Annotated in this window: 13 protein-coding genes; 8 read left to right on the plus strand and 5 right to left on the minus strand. The window is 56.2% G+C overall.

The genetic code is table 11. The features are described from left to right. The first annotated feature begins 133 nt into the window (after positions 1-133). Positions 134-991 carry a hypothetical protein gene (locus H6F59_RS19290; protein WP_190704061.1) on the plus strand — a complete coding sequence of 286 codons (858 nt, stop codon included), beginning with the start codon at positions 134-136 and terminating at the stop codon, positions 989-991. A gap of 57 nt (positions 992-1,048) precedes the next feature. Here the strand turns inward: H6F59_RS19290 and recN are convergent, their stop codons facing one another. Continuing rightward, positions 1,049-2,779, minus strand: a complete 1,731-nt coding sequence (gene recN / locus H6F59_RS19295; protein ID WP_190704064.1) for a DNA repair protein RecN — start codon at positions 2,777-2,779, stop codon at positions 1,049-1,051. 386 nt (positions 2,780-3,165) lie between these two features. Between recN and H6F59_RS19300 the strand changes: the two genes are divergently transcribed. Further along, complete coding sequence (locus H6F59_RS19300) at positions 3,166-5,301, plus strand: NACHT domain-containing NTPase (RefSeq protein WP_190704068.1); 2,136 nt, start codon at positions 3,166-3,168, stop codon at positions 5,299-5,301. A gap of 148 nt (positions 5,302-5,449) precedes the next feature. On the opposite strand, the gene H6F59_RS19305 is transcribed toward H6F59_RS19300, so the two are convergent. Next, a complete protein-coding gene (locus H6F59_RS19305) occupies positions 5,450-5,935 on the minus strand; it encodes an REP-associated tyrosine transposase (protein WP_190704072.1) in 486 nt (161 codons plus the stop codon). 668 nt (positions 5,936-6,603) lie between these two features. Here H6F59_RS19305 and H6F59_RS19310 point away from each other — a divergent pair. Both H6F59_RS19310 and H6F59_RS19315 read left to right on the plus strand, forming a co-directional pair. Beyond that, positions 6,604-6,963, plus strand: a complete 360-nt coding sequence (locus H6F59_RS19310) for a hypothetical protein (protein ID WP_190704075.1) — start codon at positions 6,604-6,606, stop codon at positions 6,961-6,963. A 426-nt stretch (positions 6,964-7,389) separates the two neighbouring features. After that, positions 7,390-9,426 carry an AarF/ABC1/UbiB kinase family protein gene (locus H6F59_RS19315; RefSeq protein ID WP_190704078.1) on the plus strand — a complete coding sequence of 679 codons (2,037 nt, stop codon included), beginning with the start codon at positions 7,390-7,392 and terminating at the stop codon, positions 9,424-9,426. A 70-nt stretch (positions 9,427-9,496) separates the two neighbouring features. Here H6F59_RS19315 and H6F59_RS19320 read toward each other — a convergent pair whose 3' ends face one another. Together H6F59_RS19320 and H6F59_RS19325 are read right to left on the minus strand one after the other, a co-directional pair. Further along, positions 9,497-10,201 carry a phosphatase PAP2 family protein gene (locus tag H6F59_RS19320; RefSeq protein ID WP_242021568.1) on the minus strand — a complete coding sequence of 235 codons (705 nt, stop codon included), beginning with the start codon at positions 10,199-10,201 and terminating at the stop codon, positions 9,497-9,499. A gap of 325 nt (positions 10,202-10,526) precedes the next feature. Further along, entirely contained in the window at positions 10,527-11,591 is a 1,065-nt protein-coding gene (locus H6F59_RS19325) for a spore photoproduct lyase family protein (RefSeq protein WP_190704311.1), read from the minus strand. Between the two features lie 328 nt (positions 11,592-11,919). Here H6F59_RS19325 and uvsE point away from each other — a divergent pair, with 328 nt between their 5' ends. The 4 genes from uvsE (at position 11,920) to H6F59_RS19345 (ending at position 14,710) form a co-directional block, all read left to right on the plus strand. Beyond that, a complete protein-coding gene (gene uvsE / locus H6F59_RS19330) occupies positions 11,920-12,837 on the plus strand; it encodes a UV DNA damage repair endonuclease UvsE (RefSeq protein ID WP_190704081.1) in 918 nt (305 codons plus the stop codon). A gap of 192 nt (positions 12,838-13,029) precedes the next feature. Next, positions 13,030-13,497, plus strand: coding sequence for a DUF411 domain-containing protein (locus H6F59_RS19335; RefSeq protein WP_190704084.1), 468 nt, complete (start codon positions 13,030-13,032; stop codon positions 13,495-13,497). 40 nt (positions 13,498-13,537) lie between these two features. Further along, positions 13,538-14,146: a 2OG-Fe(II) oxygenase gene (locus H6F59_RS19340; protein WP_190704088.1), complete on the plus strand. Its 609-nt coding sequence runs from the start codon at positions 13,538-13,540 to the stop codon at positions 14,144-14,146. Between the two features lie 315 nt (positions 14,147-14,461). Next, a complete protein-coding gene (locus tag H6F59_RS19345; protein ID WP_190516248.1) occupies positions 14,462-14,710 on the plus strand; it encodes a hypothetical protein in 249 nt (82 codons plus the stop codon). Between the two features lie 25 nt (positions 14,711-14,735). On the opposite strand, the gene H6F59_RS19350 is transcribed toward H6F59_RS19345, so the two are convergent. Continuing rightward, a complete protein-coding gene (locus H6F59_RS19350; RefSeq protein WP_190704092.1) occupies positions 14,736-16,352 on the minus strand; it encodes an NAD(P)/FAD-dependent oxidoreductase in 1,617 nt (538 codons plus the stop codon). Positions 16,353-16,399: the final 47 nt, after the last annotated feature.

A 16,399-nucleotide genomic window follows, 5' to 3' on the forward strand; every position in this document is an offset into this window, starting at 1 on the left:
AGCCTGGTAGGGTACTGCTAACTCAGCACACGCATCTATAAACCTCAGCACACGCTCTATAGCGCTCGTCCGTCTGTCGGTCGGTCCCTCCAGGTCGTCACCTTGCCCCGAGTTCCTCTTCATCGGTTTCGCCATGTTCCAGGAAAGTTCGCTGGACTTCAAGCTGGTTCAGCGCGTCTGTTTGTTGCAGCAGGCCCTTGACCAAGCTAAAGAGTCTATAGAAGAGATGCAGGAGCAGGTGGAGAACCACCAGATGCTCCAGGCCCACCTTGCCCAGACCGAAGAATATTCAAACGTTCAGCAAAAAATTATTGTCAACCTTAAGCAGCAGCTGGATGCCAAAGACGAGTGGCAACATCAGGTGTTTGAACAGCTGTTGGTGGGGGTTAAAGGGCTAGTAGTTGATCAGCAGCTTGAGCTAGAGCGGCTGCGGGTGCGCATTCACCAGGGCCAAGCCGAGGTACAAGACTACCTGGTGCGGCTGAAGAACTATTACCAGAGTTTGGCCATGGGCCGCGCCCCCGGCCAAGACCTAGATTTGAACTCTGAGGTGATGATCGCGCGATCGCTCACGGTCAGCTTGAGCAGCCAGCTCCAGGCGGCCCAGCAGCACGTTCAGCACCTCGACAACACCCTCACCCGCCATCAGGTAACCCTGGCCCGCATGCAGGCCTACGCCAAAGGCGATAGTCAGAGCATGGGCGAGCCCATCGAACCGTCTAGCGACCCCCTCGCCTTACCCCCAACAGCCGAGGCATTGGACGACGACCCCATTGCCCTCAAAACCATAGTTGAAGCCCAGCGGCAGAAAATTGCCGAGCTGAATAACCAGCTCGGCCAGCAGTTTCACCAGCAAACCAGCCTCAAGTACCGCTGCCAAGAGATCGCCGCCGAACGCGACGGCCTGAGGCAGCAAGCCACCGCCCTCAAACTGGAAAACGAAGCGCTACAGGAACAGCTCTGGCACCAGAATTTGGATAGCGTGGGGTGAACAGGGTATAAGGGTGCAGGGTTTTGGGTGTAGGGTCTACGTTACCCCTGCTGGCGGCTACAGTTTTTCGCGGATGCTATCGGCCTGAGACAACAGCGCCTCAGCAAAGGAGAGGGATTGCTGGTGCGACTCGCCCCCGGCTAGCTGGGCCAGCTCTTCGCGGCGATCGCTCAGCGACAGCGGCAGCACCCGCACCACCGTGCGCTCTGCCTCCCCCGCTTTGGCTCCCTTGGCCAAGGCAGCTTCCACCACCTGCTTACCGACTCGAAAGTGGGCATCGGCCAGGGCCGCCACCATGGGCTGGTGGGTGACGCAGAGCACCTGGTGCTGGCGACCGAGTTGGTAGAGTTTTTCGGCGATCGCCTGGGCCACCCGGCCTGACACCCCCACATCGATTTCGTCAAAGACCAGCGTGCCCACTGGGTCTACCTGGGAAAAGCAGGCCTTCAGCGCCAGCAGAAAGCGGCTCATCTCACCGCCCGAGGCGGTCTCGGCCAGGGGTTGCAGGGGTTCGCCTGGGTTGGGGCTAAACAAAAACCGAATGCCGTCGGCCCCATTGGCGGTGGCGGTGATGGGCTTGAGCTCGACTTCGAACTGCACTCGATCCATGGCCAGGGGTTTGAGTTCGTCGACTAGGCGGGTCTCTAGCTTCTGGGCTACGCCCTGGCGCAGCTGGGTCAGTTTGGCGCAGGCCTCTGTCAAGGCGGTCTGGGTCTTCTCGACCTCGGCCTCCAAAGCTTCGATGGATTGGCCTTCGCCCGAAAGTTCGGCCAGCGCTTGGTTGACCTCGTCGCGGTAGGCGACCAGCTCGGGCAGGGTGCGGCTAAAGCGGCGGCACAGGGCCTTGAGCTGGCGCATGCGTTCTTCCACTTCTTCGAGCCGATCGGGGTCGGCCTCGACGCTGGCTCCGTAGGCGTTGATGGCGCGCCCGGCTTCTTCGATTTGGGTGAGGGCTTCGCTGACCATGCCCAATATCGAGGTAATGGCTGGGTCGTAGCGCTCCATGTCAATCAAGATGGCCTCGGCTTTGCCCAGCAGGTCGGCGCAGGCGCTCTCCCCGGCATCGCTTTCGTAGAGAATTTGGTAGGCGGCGTAGCTGTTTTGCTGCAGGTCAACGCTGTGGTTGAGGCGATCGTGCTCTTGGGCGAGGTTTTCGAGTTCTTGGGGGTCGTCGAGCTGGGCTTGCTCTAGGTCTTGGCGGTGCATGCGCAGCAGATCGAGCTGGTCGCGGCGCTGCTGGTCGGCCTTGCGGCGAGTGTCTAGGCGTTTTTTGGCTTGGGCGGCTGCGTCGTAGGCGGTGGCGACTCGCTGGCGCTGGGTCACCAGGGGGGCACCGCCAAAGCCATCGAGCCACTCTCGCTGGCGATCGCCCGAGCCCAGCAGCACGGTTTGCCCTTGGGCGGTGATTTCGACCAGCTTTTGCCGCAGCCCCTCGAGCTGGGGCCGGGTGGCGGGGCTGCCGTTGAGAAATGAGCGGCTGCGCAGGGTTTTGCCCAGGGTCAGCTCGCGCCGCAGCACGAGGGCACCGTCGGCGGCGGGGAATTCCTGTTCGGCTAGCCAGGTGTGGATTTCTTTGGGGACATCAAAGGAGGCTTCTACTAGAGCCTTTTGGCTGCCCGATCGCACTAGTCGCTGGTTGGCCTTGCCCCCCAGTGCGGCATCGATGGCGTCGAGAATGATCGATTTGCCCGCTCCGGTTTCGCCCGTGAGCACGTTTAGCCCGGCCTCGAGCCGCAGATCGAGATGATCGATCAGGGCAAAGTTCTCGATGTGCAGGGCGGTTAGCATAGGGTCGTTAGCATAGGGGCAATGAGCTAGTACTCACGTATTTTAATTGGAACCACTGTCGATACGCCTCTGAATGTGGGGAAGTAGGGTGGCTGCTGCTTAGATTGAGGCTTTCGTCATATCGTAGGGTGCATTCGCGTAGCAATGCACCATAGAGAGGCAGAGTTAGAAGGAGTAGCTCAATATTATGAGTGATGCATTGCGGCCCGAAGGCAGAATCTGTGAGGCTTTGCGCGGATTTGTAGGCCGGGAATGCACCCTACGCGTGGAGCACCCGCCGTTCGTTCTTAATAGCTGCCTTACGAGTGGAGCCCAATATGGTTACAGCAGGACTATTTGAAAGGAATTGAGATATTACTTAAGTACTGCTTCTTAGAGCTGATGCAATGACGGGAATCGAAATCGCTACCACGACTGCCATTACTGCTGCTGCTTCTGGATTAACCAAAATTGCGATTGATGTTTTTAGAGATACCAGTGGTGGTTTTCTTGAGCATCTGAGGGGTGGCATGGATGAACGAACTCGGACGTTCATTTTTCAAGCACTGCAAAAATACGTTGAGAGTTATCGGTATCGCCAATGCCAATTGAAGGTTTTAGGAATGCGTCAGCCGGTCGATCTAGAGGAGGTATACACATCGGTTCGATTGCTGAATACCCAAGACATCAAGGAGTTAGAGTCCATTGAGGCGCTAGAAAAAGCCTACCGAGAGCAAGGGCGACGGGCATCGAGTGACTCCGAGAAAAAAGCAAAGCCTGGAATCGAGCTGGCTCGGGAAAAACAGTATTTGATGGTATTAGGCAGTCCAGGCGCAGGAAAATCGACCTTCTTACGGAAAATAGGTTTGGAAGCACTCAAAGGGAATAAAGGCGATTTGAGACATCGCTGCATTCCAGTTTTTATAGAACTCAAGCGATTAACTGAGTCAACTATCGACATTAAAAAGCTGATTGTGCAGGAATTTCAAACCTGTAGCTTCCCTAAAGCAGAAGAATTTACCAACCGTGCCCTCAAACAGGGACGACTGCTTATTCTATTTGATGGCTTAGACGAAGTACCGACGGATAATCTCAACAACGCAATTCGCACAATTCAAGACTTTGTAGATCAATACAAAGCCAACCGCTTCATTGCCTCCTGCCGCACTGCTGCCTATCGTACCAGTTTTAGGCAGTTTACTGATGTGGCTATGGCCAACTTTGATAACGCTCAGATGGAGCAGTTTATTACTAACTGGTTTAGCAACCCAGAAGACAAGCGAACTAACAAAGCCCAGACTTGCTGGGAGGTACTAGAACAACCCGAAAACCAAGCAGCCAAAGAGCTAGCCCAAACCCCTTTGTTGCTAACATTTCTGTGTTTGGTCTATGGACGGGCGCAGCGTTTCCCCGAAAACCGAGCCCAGCTCTATGGCAAAGCCCTGAGAATTTTACTAGAGGAGTGGGCTGCTGAGAAAGCCATTATGCAACGTGATATTTATGATGGGTTAAGCACAGAATTAGAAGAAGTAATGCTCGCTGAGATTGCTTGCAAAGCGTTTATAAAAGATCAATTCTTCTTTAGTCGTCGAGAACTTGTAGCTGGAATCAAAACCTTTCTAGCCAGCAACTTAAATGCACCACAACATTTGGATGGCGAGGCAGTATTAAATGCTATAGCCATTCAGCAGGGAGTTTTTATAGAACGAGCGGATGATGCTTATACGTTTTCTCATCTAACCCTGCAAGAATATCTGGTAGCTCAATATATAGTTGATCATCAGCGCACCTTGGAGCTTGTTACTAAGCACATGTTTGATAATCGATGGCGCGAGGTGTTTTTACTTGTGCCAGGCTTAATGCGTGGTGGATCGAATGACTTACTCCTTCAAATTGAAGCGGAGGCATCAGCTCAACTCAATATTCCAGAGCTTCAAGCTTTCCTAGATTGGTCTAAACAGGCAACAGACGGTTCATCGGGAAGATTTAAGCCAGCAGCAAAGCGGGTTTTGGCAATTTACATTGCCCTTGCCCTTGCCCTTGCTCATTCCCAGTCCGACAGTAATTTCGGTATCGCTATTACCCATTCCCAACTCGATGCTGCTCGCAACTTAGCACGAGCACTTGATCCTCAGCTTGCCCAATCCTATGCGCTTAATCGTGCTCGAGATCTTTACCGTGCAAAGGCTCTTGCACCCGATTTGACCATTGATCTTGCCTTGTCCCTAGATAAACTTAAAATCTTCAAATTTGCAAACTTTACAGACTTGATAGCAAAAGTCTCTGCTTCTGAATCTGACTCTAAGGATGAAAGCCAGTCTCACAAGATATTCGGTGAACCAGTAAATTGTATCTTAAAAATTTGGTGGGATACACTTCAAATCGATCCTACTTCACTCATACTCAAGGACAAAGAATTGAGAGCCTTAGAGAATTATTTTTACGCCAATGAATTAATGGTGAAGTGTAAAGAAGCCGCTGTGCGGGTGACGCCAGAACTTTGGGCAGAGATTGAAGAACGAATGGTAACAGTAAGGGAATAATATTAATCGCGATAGGTTAAATCAACTCAAGCTAGAGTAAGGAGTTTTCATATAAATAATAGTTAACTTGCCACCAGTACGATCGCCCGTAGGGTGCATTCGCGCAGCAATGCACCACTCCTCAGGCAACACCGAACACCCATCATCTCTATTCCCACGAATATCGATGCACACTCGAATACGCCCAATCCCTTGGGCTCTTCACCAACCCATGCTTTACAGGATTGAAATGAACGTACTCACAATGGTTAACAAAATCTCGCTCATCCCGAATAGCATGCTCCCAATAGCGCCGCTGCCATAAATTCCCCTCCCTCCGCCGTTCCCCTGATGCGCTTTTCTCCAACGGCAGCGCCAGATCCTTGGCGCAGGCTTTCGTCACCATGAGCTTGATCAATCGCCAGCGTTTGGCATAGTCGGCATCGGTTTCTGGCAGCGTCAAAATGCAGTGAAAATGATCAGGCAACAGCACAAAGGCGTCGATCGCGAAGGGGTGTTTTCGGCGTACGGCAATGATGGCTTCTCGCAGGGCTTGTCGGCCAAGCTCAGTGCAAAGCCAGGGGTGGCGCTGATAGGTAACGTGAGTAAAAAAATAGCTACCGCCAGATCGGTATAGGCGTCGGTAATTGGGCATTAACGTGAGGCGAAGAATTTTGCTTAGGGTGCCCGCGTTGTGGTCGGGATCTTGGGCGGGGGCGGGTTGTGTATTACTTCGGAGGCGATGTCGCACCTCAGCGCAATGGGCATTATCGGAGGCGATCGCACCAAATTTGGGCGGTTTTGTCTGCGGGGGAGATTGGTGGGTGGCGGGAGTGGTGGTGCATTGCTGCGCGAATGCACCCTACTCAATAAAAAATCAGGTCTTTGGGCAAAGTTTGATTTATCTTACGATCGCATAGGTAAAAGGTGGGCGATGCCCACCCTACAGGTTGATACCCAGGCAGAGCATGAGCACCAGCCACGCGAAGCAATCGCGCCCTAGTAACAAACAATCGCATCCCAGTGATTAACAATTGCGCTCCGGTAACAAGCAATCGCGCCCCAGCAACAAACAATCGCACCCTGATAACAGGCAATCGCACCTTGGTAACAGCTAAGTACAGGGGTGGTTATGCTTCACCATCATCGCCACTTCATTCAGCGGCGCCTGTCCATATCTATTCCATAAAGCTGCCCCGTTTTTTCCGGGTCGGCGATCGCAGCGGGCACATTGCCCTGAGCGACAGGCAAGCCTCCCCAGCCCTACCGCCACCCCCATGCTTTAACCACCCTTTTGTATTGCCATCAAGGAGCACTACACCCATGCCCAGCACCGATACCACCCGCCGTTTGCGGCCCGACTATCTCGACCAGGATGTCATTTCCCTGCGCGGTGCGCGCACCATCGCCGGCTACACCTCCGCCCACCCCGAGACCACCATCGAAGGGCTCCAAAGCAGCTACGCCGAGATGATTGCCGCCCAGGATGAAGAGACTGCGATCATGGTGCGTGCCAAAGCTGCTGCCGACAGAGCCCGCCAGGCCGAGTGGCAGTTCCACCAAAACGTCTTGGCCATGAAAGAACTGGTGCGGGGGGTCTACGGCTCCGACAGCAACGAGGCCCAGGCCATCGGCTACAAGAAAAAGTCTGAGCGCAAGCGCCCTCGGCGATCGGCTGCGTAGTCATTTAGTCATTTATTTTGGTTCAAACTGCTGCCCCTCAAATCCTTTGAGATTTGGGGGGCATGCCATTGGGTGCGTCCCACGTCTGTGGCCCACTCTACGGGAAGCAAGCTACACCCTAAATCCCTCTCCCAGAGCGGGAGAGGGACTTTGAATCTGGCCCCCTTCTCCCGTTTTGGGAGAAGGGGTTGGGGGATGTAGAGCTTGCTCTTCTCGAAGAGTGGGCAAACTGCAAAACCGGCCAACCGTGGGTGAGAGCCCACAAGCTCCCCCCATTGACACAAGCCGATCGGAGGAAGTAGGGAGGTCACCACTCAGGATTCGGAGACTAAGCCGTTACAATAGTTAACGGGAGCGATTCAGGCGATCGCCTCAGCCTCCCCGACTATCAATCCCTCGGTTTTCAATCCTCTCTCTGAGCGCGCTATGGCTTTAAATACCACCCAGGATTCGGCTCAGCACTACGGTGAGTCTGTCGATATCATCGACGCTGAAGCCATTACGGTAACCGGAGAGGTGATGACCGAGCCGACCGTGGTTGCTATACCTGAGCCCGTCCTGGCTGCGCCCCGACCTCGCACCCTGGCTACCAAAGCCCAAGACCCCTTCGAGTCATTTGGCTATGACCCAGCGGCGATCGCCACCCACTACCGTCGCCGCCCGTTTCAAGTTTGGGCGCGGTTTGTCGGCATTTTCTTGCCGCTGATCAGCTTCTTTGCCCAGCTCTGGCTCGATGCCCGCGCCGGTCGCAGCGCCGAAAACGAGATTAAGCGGGCGGCCCAGCTGCGCACCATGCTCACCAATCTGGGTCCCGCCTACATCAAAATTGGCCAGGCCCTCTCTACTCGGCCCGACCTGGTGCCGCCGCTCTTTCTCGAAGAGCTGACCAAACTGCAAGACCAGATTCCACCCTTTCCCAACGTCACCGCCTACCGCTTTATCGAAGAAGAGCTAGGCGCACCCCCCAGCCAGATCTACGCCGAGATTTCTGAAAACCCGATCGCGGCGGCTTCCTTAGGCCAAGTCTACAAAGGCAAACTGCACAGCGGCGAAGACGTCGCGATCAAGGTGCAGCGCCCCGGCCTAGCTCGAAACATTGCCCTCGATCTGCACATTCTGCGCGGGCTGGCCCGTTTCGCCACCAACCGCATCAGCCAGATCCGCAGCGACCTGGTGGCCATCCTAGATGAATTTGGCGAGCGCATCTTCGAGGAAATGGACTACACCCACGAGGGTGAAAACGCCCAACGCTTTGCCAGCCTCTACAACCACATTCCCGATATCTACGTGCCCCACATCTACCCCCAGTACACCGCTCGCCGGGTGTTGACCATGGAGTGGATTGAGGGCACCAAGCTCACCAACGTCGACAAGCTAGACAGCCTAGGCATCGACGCCACCCACTTAATTGATGTGGGGGTGCAGTGCTCGCTGCGGCAGCTGCTAGAGCACGGCTTCTTTCACGCCGACCCCCACCCCGGCAACCTGCTGGCCATGGCCGATGGCAAGCTGGCCTACCTCGACTTTGGCATGATGAGCGAGGTCAAGCCCTACCAGCGCTACGGCTTGATTGAGGCGGTGGTGCACATGGTCAACCGCGACTTTGAGGGGCTAGCCAACGACTACGTCAAACTAGAGTTTCTCACCCCCGACACCGACCTAACGCCGATCATTCCGGCCCTGGCCAACGTGTTTAGCAACGCCCTGGGGGCCAGCGTCGCCGAGCTGAACTTTAAGAGCATCACCGACGAATTTTCGGCGCTGATGTACGAGTACCCGTTCCGCGTGCCGGCCTACTACGCGCTGATCATTCGATCGCTGGTGACCCTAGAGGGCATCGCTATCAATGTTGACCCCGAGTTTAAGGTGCTCAGCAAGGCCTACCCCTATGTGGCCAAGCGGCTGCTCACCGACCAATCGCCAGAGCTACGGGCCTCTCTACAAGATCTGCTGTTCAAGGATGGCAGCTTCCGCTGGAACCGGCTGGAAAACCTGCTGCGCAACGCCCGCAGCAGCGACGACTATGACATGGATCGGCTGATCGACCAGACGCTAGAGTTTTTGTTCTCAGACCGGGGCTCGTTCTTGCGCGATCGCATCGTCGGCGAACTGGTCAACAGCCTCGACAACTTTGGCCAAAGCACCGTACAAAACTTGACAACCGCCGTACAGCGCCGCTTTGGCCTCAAGAAGGATTTGCCGCCTGCGGCCGCCGCTGCCCCCAACGACCTCGACAACCTGCGTCGCATTCTTGACATTCTCAAAGACACTCCCGGCTTTGATGCCGCCCAAGTAGCAACCCGGATTCCGACGCTGTTGTTTAAGCCCGAGACCCAGGCGATGGGTCAGCAGGTAGTGGCCAAGCTGGCTCAGCGCGGCCTGGCTCGGCTGATTCGCAACCTGTTGCTAGAAGGAGAGCCTGTGGCCCAGCCCCAGCTCACCCCCTCGCGCGTCGGGGGCTAGGCAAACCCTGGTCAATCCCCTGCCGTTGCAAACATCTTTGGCAGGGGATTCCCTTTAGCAGCGACAAACTTCAGTTCAACCAGGGTGGCGTCGAGAGCTTGAATCGTAGGAGAGCAATGCACCCGCTAATCCACAAAAAGCCAATACCATAGCCCGCCAGCACATCGGTTGGCCAGTGCACCCCCAGGTAAAGACGACTCAGGCCAATGCCGCCGATTAAAAAGACCGCTCCTGCGTAAATTATTAGTTTTTGCCTAGGGAAGCGTCGCGCTAGCAGGTAGGCCGAAAAGCCATAAAGCACCATCGACCCCAGGGCGTGGCCGCTGGGAAAGCTGTAGGTGGTCTCAGTAATGATTTGGGGCCAAAGCGCAGGTCGATCCTTGCTAAACAGCAGTTTCAGCCCTGTGCTTAACACTGCCCCGCCTACGCAGTTAATGGCAAAGGCGATCGCAACCGACCGGTGGCGACGCCACCAAAGTCCGCTAAACCCTATGCAGGTCAAAGGCACTACCGTGCTGGGGTCGCCTAGGCGCGTAAACGTCAGCATCACCCGGTCTAGAGTCGGTGTGGCAAATTGATTTATCCACAGCAGAACCGACTCGTCAAAGAAAAAGGCTTCTCGCTCTAGCACTTCTTCGGCCAGGTTGGCCAGCCCCAGCAGAATCAGCAGGCAAGTCCCTAGCCAAAGCATCCCAACGGCAGCGATAAACGACATCAGCCGCGGATGGATATGCTGCATCCAGGTTTGGGCCAGCCGTTTTAGGATCTGCTGCATCGGGCCACCTCACCACAGGACTGCCACCAGAATGCCATGCAGTCCGCTTGTGTTGGCTGCCCCTCACCCCAGGTAATAGCTCATCAATTTCTGCATCAGGGGTCAGGTGCCTTACTAATCCATGACGGTTATATGTCATGGACTAGAAGGCACCTGACCCCTTTGGGGTTGAGAGGTAACTTGTTGAGCATTTGGAGCGGGTTGATTGGGAACGTTAGGCGTCGCTTACGTAAACGGAACCTTATGCCTTGAGAAGATTCAAAGAATGCAACCACGACGCCGCACCCGTGTTTGGCGTCGTGGCAAGCTATGTCGCCTCAGTTCCCTAAAAGGCGTAACGGACGGTGCAGTAGGGCATCTCCTGGTGCAGTAGCTCCTGAAACTGCTCGACGAGACTACCCTTCAGCCCTCGTTTGTAGCGCACGTTCTTGCCGCCGGTCTGCGAAAACTTGGTCTCTTGCAAGTCGGGTTGCCACAGCAGGTCTTCGCCCTTGGGATGCCAACCCATGTTGACATCGTGGAGGCGATCGTTGTGGGTTAAAAAGATCACCTCGCACTGGAGCTGCTGCTTGGCGCGATCGCTGAGGGTGTCGTCGAGTTGACGAAAGAGATCGGTGTAGTCGTCGAGCCAGCCCTCGTAGTAAACAACAGGCGCAAAGTTGAGGTGCACCTCATACCCAGCTTCGACAAAGTCGTTAATAGCGTTGATGCGGTCTGAAATAGGCGACGTTCGCACATCGATGATTTGGGCCTTAGCGGCAGGCATGAGGCTAAACCGAATTCGGGTCTTGCCCTGGGGGTCGTAGCTCAACAGCTGTCGATTTACGCACTTGGTGGCAAAGGTTGCCTTGCTGTTGGGAATGCGGCGAAACAGGGTGATGATGTCCTTCACGTTGTCGCAGATGGCCGCATCGACCGAACAATCGCTGTTCTCACCAATCTCGTAGACCCAATACTGAGGGTCAACCTGGTTGGGTTCTAGCTTGTCGCCCTGGCGCTTAGCGTGGCGCTCTAGGTAGCCCAACACTCGCTCGATATTGACGAAGACGGTAATCGGGTTAGCGAAACCTTTGCGTCGGGCCACATAGCAGTAGGAGCAGGCCATGGCACAGCCGTTGGCGTGGGAAGGAGCCACAAAATCTGAAGAACGGCTGTTAGGACGAGCCTGAAGAGACTTCTTCACCCCCAGCACTAGTACGGTGCGCTTGATACGAGTCCAGTCATCTACCGAGCCTTCGTTGCCGTGCAGGTCGGGAATGTTCCAGTGGGACGGTACCTCGATCAGCGAGGCGTTGGAATGCTGGGACAAAATCTCTTGACCGCGGGCGTACTGAAAAGCATCGGGCTCGTGATAAATCTCCTGGATGTTAAGCAGTCGCTCTAGGTGAATCTGAGGGGCCAGTCGCTGCTCGTCGCGGGTTGCTGGGCGGGCGATGGGAGTTGAGGTCAAAGTGCAGAAATCCTTAGCGGGTGATGTCTACAGTGCTTGCGCATCTGCTTTTACCGTAGCGAGTCGATGTGACGGAGGAAACCAGTTGACTGGGGTAACTGCCGCCCGTTGCAGGGCGGGTTTCTACCGTCGGAAGATACTCCTCAAAGGGTGAGGAAATCCATGCCCGCTAGAGGATTGCTCCGCTGAATCTGCTTGTCATAGTAAAAAAGCTGATCAATTCTCTCTTGCCCACACCCGCAAGCGCAGTTCCAGCGCCCCCAGCCTCATGCCTTCTCAAACCCCCGCCCAATCGATCCTCGATACCCCAAATCTTGGGCTGGTCTGCATCACGACCTCGCCCGAGGTGCGCTTTAAGACCATGACCCGCAAGCGGCTGTTGCAGCTAGATGAAGAGGCGCAGGAGCAGGCAGTGCGATCGCTCTACAGCGAGAACCTGAGACGGCTCAACCTGGCGATCGCATTTTGCCAGGCCAACCAGATTCAGCTCTACCGCTTGATATCAAACATTTTTCCGTTTTCGGATACCCCCCTGGGCACGAGAATTTTGGAGGAGTTCGCCGAAGCTCTGCGGCAGCTGGGCGATCGCGCCCAGGCCGCCAACATTCGCCTGGTGCTGCACCCCGATCAGTTTGTGGTGCTCAACTCCGACAACCCCACGGTGATCGAAAACAGCATCACTATCCTGACGGCCCACGCCCGCTGGTTTGACCTGATGGGTCTACCGCAATCCCCCTGGGCGTTGATGAATATCCACGGCGGCAAGGGCGATCGCCACGATCGCCTCATCCAGGTAATCCGCGAGCTGCCGACGCCGATTCGCTCTCGCCTCACCCTAGAGAACGACGAGCACACCTACAGCGCCGCCGCCATCCTAGACATTTGTCGAGCGACGCAGATTCCGATGGTGTTTGACGCTCACCACCACCTGATCCACGAACGCCTCGACAGCTACGACCATCCCAGCGTCGAGCAGATGCTGACGGCGGCTCGCACCACCTGGCCCGACCCAGCCTGGCAGCTGGTGCATATTTCCAACGGGTCTAGCGCCCTCCATGACCCTCGCCACAGCGACTTGATCACCGCCATGCCCAGCTCCTTCCGTCAGGCTCCCTGGATTGAGGTGGAAGCCAAGCACAAGGAGCTGGCGATCGCCCATCTGCGCCAGACTTGGTTGTCGGCTTGAGGCGACGCGAAAGGCTAAGAGGGTATAGGGTTCAGGGTTTAAGGCTCAAGGCCGACCTTACACCTTAAACCCTGAACCTTGAACCTCCGCCCCCGGCCTGTTAGAGCTTGTCACAATCAGCCCAGGCAAGCCCTGGATTTCAGTATCCTTAAGGTAAGGCAAACTAAATCGACACCCTGGGGAAACTGCTAGATGAATCGTCGTGGGTTGATTACCAGACTATTGGCCGTGGGGATGGTGGTTGCGATCGCCCTCTTTGGCCCGTTGACCGCCCCAGCTCAAGCGGCGACGGAGCTGACGGTTTACCGCAGCCCCACCTGCAACTGCTGCGGCCACTGGGTCGACCACATGCAAGCCGCCGGGTTTGCCGTGGAGGATGTAGTGACAGACGACATGGATGCGATCAAGGATCAGTACGGTGTGCCAGAGGCGCTGGCATCCTGCCATACGGCTCTAGTTAAAGGCTACGTCATCGAAGGTCATGTGCCCGCGTCGGATGTGCAGCGGTTGCTGAGTGAGCGCCCCGCAATTCTGGGAATTGCCGCACCGGGGATGCCAATGGGTTCGCCGGGAATGGAAACGGGCGATCGTGTTGACCCCTACACTGTGGTCTCCTTCTCCGCGAATGGCGACACTGCCACCTTTGCCGAACACCTGTGAGCATCGCCACCTACCCTGCTGTAGGTCACGCCGTCACGCTATGACCTACTACCGCAGTCAGCCCGAAGCCTTTTCTGCTGCCTACCTGCACAACCTGCGGGGCGCAATTCAGTCGTGCCGCTACTTTGCAACCAACAACCTCAACCGCGATTTTGTCGCCACCAAAGGGTTCTCGGTAGTGTTTAAGCAAGCGGGTCGAGCCGAGGTCGATCGCCAGTTTCCCTTTTTTAAGCCCTACCTCGACCAGGCGCTGCTGCCCAGCTGCAACGCATTTTATTTGAATCCGCTGATGTTGAAACAGGGGTCGCGGGTTGACCCCCATATTGACCGATCGCTGCGATCGTACTGCAAAACTATCGAGCCCCCCGAGCAGGTCAGCGTGCTCTACGTGCAGGTGCCCGCCGACCTGACCAGTGGCGAACTGGTGTTGCAGCGAGGGCGGCAGCGGGTGGCCCAGATTCGGCCCCAAACCGGCCTGCTGCTGCACTTCCAGGGCGATCTGACTCACTCGGTCAACGCTATGGCCAGCGCGGGCAGTCGCCTCAGCCTGGTGTGCGAACAGTACTGTCTCGATGCCGAGGCTCTGTGGGATATCCCTGAATTTCTGATCGAATCTAGAGCCTCTGCCCCCGCTAAAACCCGGCGGTAGGGCAATTGCAGCATTTATAGGTACAAATTTAGTATTCTTTAATCAAAGGTACTAGAGGGCGCTTTTCAAGCGCCTTGCTGTAGCTTTGGGCATCTACCGATCCCCCTTGCCTTTTTAAGAGGGCAGTAAAAGCCCCTTTCTTAAGGGAAATGAAGTGAAAGCTTCACTTTCGCTATTAGAAATAGAGCTTTTCAAAAGTCCTCTCAAATCTCTGTCCCAGGCAGTGAAGTGTCTGCTGAAAGGATCTAAAACGTCATCATTTGAGCACGTCAAACACTTCTTTTTTTCGTTCTTTAATCTTCATTCTTTAGCTGTATGAGTTTAATTCAAGAAATCTTTCTCGAAACCGACTGGGAAGAGGTTGAGCAAGCCCAGGCCGCCTGCGACCTGCGGGCCGCCCAGCTCAAAGCGGAGGGCCATACCTGCACCTGCACCACGCTCTACCGCATTACCGACGGGCGGCGGGTGTTTTTGCTGGAGGCGCAGCACCCCGATTCGCTAGAGCCAGAGAACAAACCCTCGCGACGCAGACTGCCCGCCCGGCGATCGGCCCCAAGAGGATGAGTCGGGGGGCCATCGTGTGCCCCTACTACTGAGGAGATTGCCCCTTCACCAAGCTTAGGGCGACGGCCTCTGCCACCCGAATGCCGTCAATGCCAGCGGACAGAATGCCCCCAGCATAGCCGGCTCCTTCGCCTGCGGGGTATAGCCCAGCGGTATTGAGGCTTTGAAACTGCTCATTGCGCTTGATGCGAATGGGCGATGAGGTGCGGGTTTCGATGCCAGTGAGCACAGCGTCATCCATGGCGAACCCGTGGATTTTGTGGTCGAAGGCCGGGATGGCCTCACGAATAGCGGCGATCGCATAGTCCGGCAAACTGCTGCTCAGATCCCCCAACTTCACCCCCGGCTTGTAGGACGGCTGCACCTCGCCAAAGGCGGTCGAGGGCCGGCTGGCCAAAAAATCCCCCACCAGCTGGCCGGGAGCTTCGTAGGTGCCGCCACCCAGCTCAAAGGCAAATTCCTCCAAACGCCGCTGGAGCGCAATGCCCGCCAGCGGCCCCTCGGGGTAATCGACCTCGGGGGTGATGCCCACCACGATCGCACTGTTGGCGTTTGACTCATCCCGCGCATATTCGCTCATGCCGTTGGTCACCAGGCGGCCCGGTTCTGAGGCTGCCGCCACCACCTTGCCGCCGGGGCACATGCAAAAGCTGTAAACCGATCGCCCGTTTTCGCAGTGGTGCACCAGCTTGTAGTCAGCGGAGCCCAGGCGGGGGTGCCCGGCCTGGTCGCCCAACCGGCAGCGATCGATCAGCAACTGGGGGTGCTCAATGCGAAAGCCAATGGAAAAGGGCTTGGCCTCGATGTAAACCCCCCGCTCGTAGAGCATGTGAAAGGTGTCGCGGGCGCTATGGCCCACGGCCAACACCACGTGGTCGCTGGCTAGGTAGTCGCCATTGTCGAGCCGCACACCGCGCACCTGGCCCTGGTCGATGTCAATGTCGGCGACGCGGGTCTGAAAGCGAATCTCGCCGCCGAGAGACTCAATCATGGCGCGCATATTCTGCACGATTTTGACCAGGCGGTAGGTGCCGATGTGGGGCTTATTGATATAGAGAATTTCGGGAGAAGCACCGGCATTCACCAGCTCGGTGAGCACCTTGCGGCCGTAGTGGTGGGGGTCGCTGACCTGGCTGTAGAGCTTGCCATCGGAGAACGTGCCCGCGCCGCCTTCGCCAAACTGCGCGTTTGACTCAGGGTTGAGGGCCTTTTTGAGCCAAAAGCCGAAGGTGTCAACGCTGCGATCGCGCACCGACTTGCCCCGCTCGAGAATAATGGGCCGAAACCCCATCTGCGCCAGCATCAGCCCCGCAAACATGCCGCAGGGCCCCATGCCAATCACAATGGGGCGATTCTGAAATTCCTCGGGAGCTTGGGCCACCGGGCGATAGGTCAGATCGGGCGTCACGGTCACCGTGGCGTCTTTCTTAAACCGCTTGAGCAGGGCCTTTTCCTGCGGCGTCTCCACATCGACGATGTAGACCAGAGCAATGTTGCCCTTTTTGCGGGCGTCGTAGCTGCGTTTGAAGATGGTGAAGCTGGTCAAATCCGCCGCTGTCAGATGCAGCTTTTTAAGAATGGCCTCCTCAAGGGCGGCTTCGGGGTGATCGAGGGGCAGTTTAATTTGGCTGAGGCGTAGCATACGAAATAGTGGGGCAAAGTCCCAGTGAGGCGCAGAGGATCATCATG

The sequence above is a fragment of the Nodosilinea sp. FACHB-141 genome (assembly GCF_014696135.1).
Taxonomy (GTDB): domain Bacteria; phylum Cyanobacteriota; class Cyanobacteriia; order Phormidesmidales; family Phormidesmidaceae; genus Nodosilinea.

Excerpts from the sequence above, each read along its gene's own strand:
- H6F59_RS19290 (WP_190704061.1), top strand. The coding sequence starts at position 134 with ATGTTCCAGGAAAGTTCGCTGGACTTCAAGCTGGTTCAGCGCGTCTGT.
- recN (WP_190704064.1), bottom strand. The coding sequence starts at position 2,779 with ATGCTAACCGCCCTGCACATCGAGAACTTTGCCCTGATCGATCATCTC.
- H6F59_RS19300 (WP_190704068.1), top strand. The coding sequence starts at position 3,166 with ATGACGGGAATCGAAATCGCTACCACGACTGCCATTACTGCTGCTGCT.
- H6F59_RS19305 (WP_190704072.1), bottom strand. The coding sequence starts at position 5,935 with ATGCCCAATTACCGACGCCTATACCGATCTGGCGGTAGCTATTTTTTT.
- H6F59_RS19310 (WP_190704075.1), top strand. The coding sequence starts at position 6,604 with ATGCCCAGCACCGATACCACCCGCCGTTTGCGGCCCGACTATCTCGAC.
- H6F59_RS19315 (WP_190704078.1), top strand. The coding sequence starts at position 7,390 with ATGGCTTTAAATACCACCCAGGATTCGGCTCAGCACTACGGTGAGTCT.
- H6F59_RS19320 (WP_242021568.1), bottom strand. The coding sequence starts at position 10,201 with ATGCAGCAGATCCTAAAACGGCTGGCCCAAACCTGGATGCAGCATATC.
- uvsE (WP_190704081.1), top strand. The coding sequence starts at position 11,920 with ATGCCTTCTCAAACCCCCGCCCAATCGATCCTCGATACCCCAAATCTT.
- H6F59_RS19335 (WP_190704084.1), top strand. The coding sequence starts at position 13,030 with ATGAATCGTCGTGGGTTGATTACCAGACTATTGGCCGTGGGGATGGTG.
- H6F59_RS19340 (WP_190704088.1), top strand. The coding sequence starts at position 13,538 with ATGACCTACTACCGCAGTCAGCCCGAAGCCTTTTCTGCTGCCTACCTG.
- H6F59_RS19345 (WP_190516248.1), top strand. The coding sequence starts at position 14,462 with ATGAGTTTAATTCAAGAAATCTTTCTCGAAACCGACTGGGAAGAGGTT.
- H6F59_RS19350 (WP_190704092.1), bottom strand. The coding sequence starts at position 16,352 with ATGCTACGCCTCAGCCAAATTAAACTGCCCCTCGATCACCCCGAAGCC.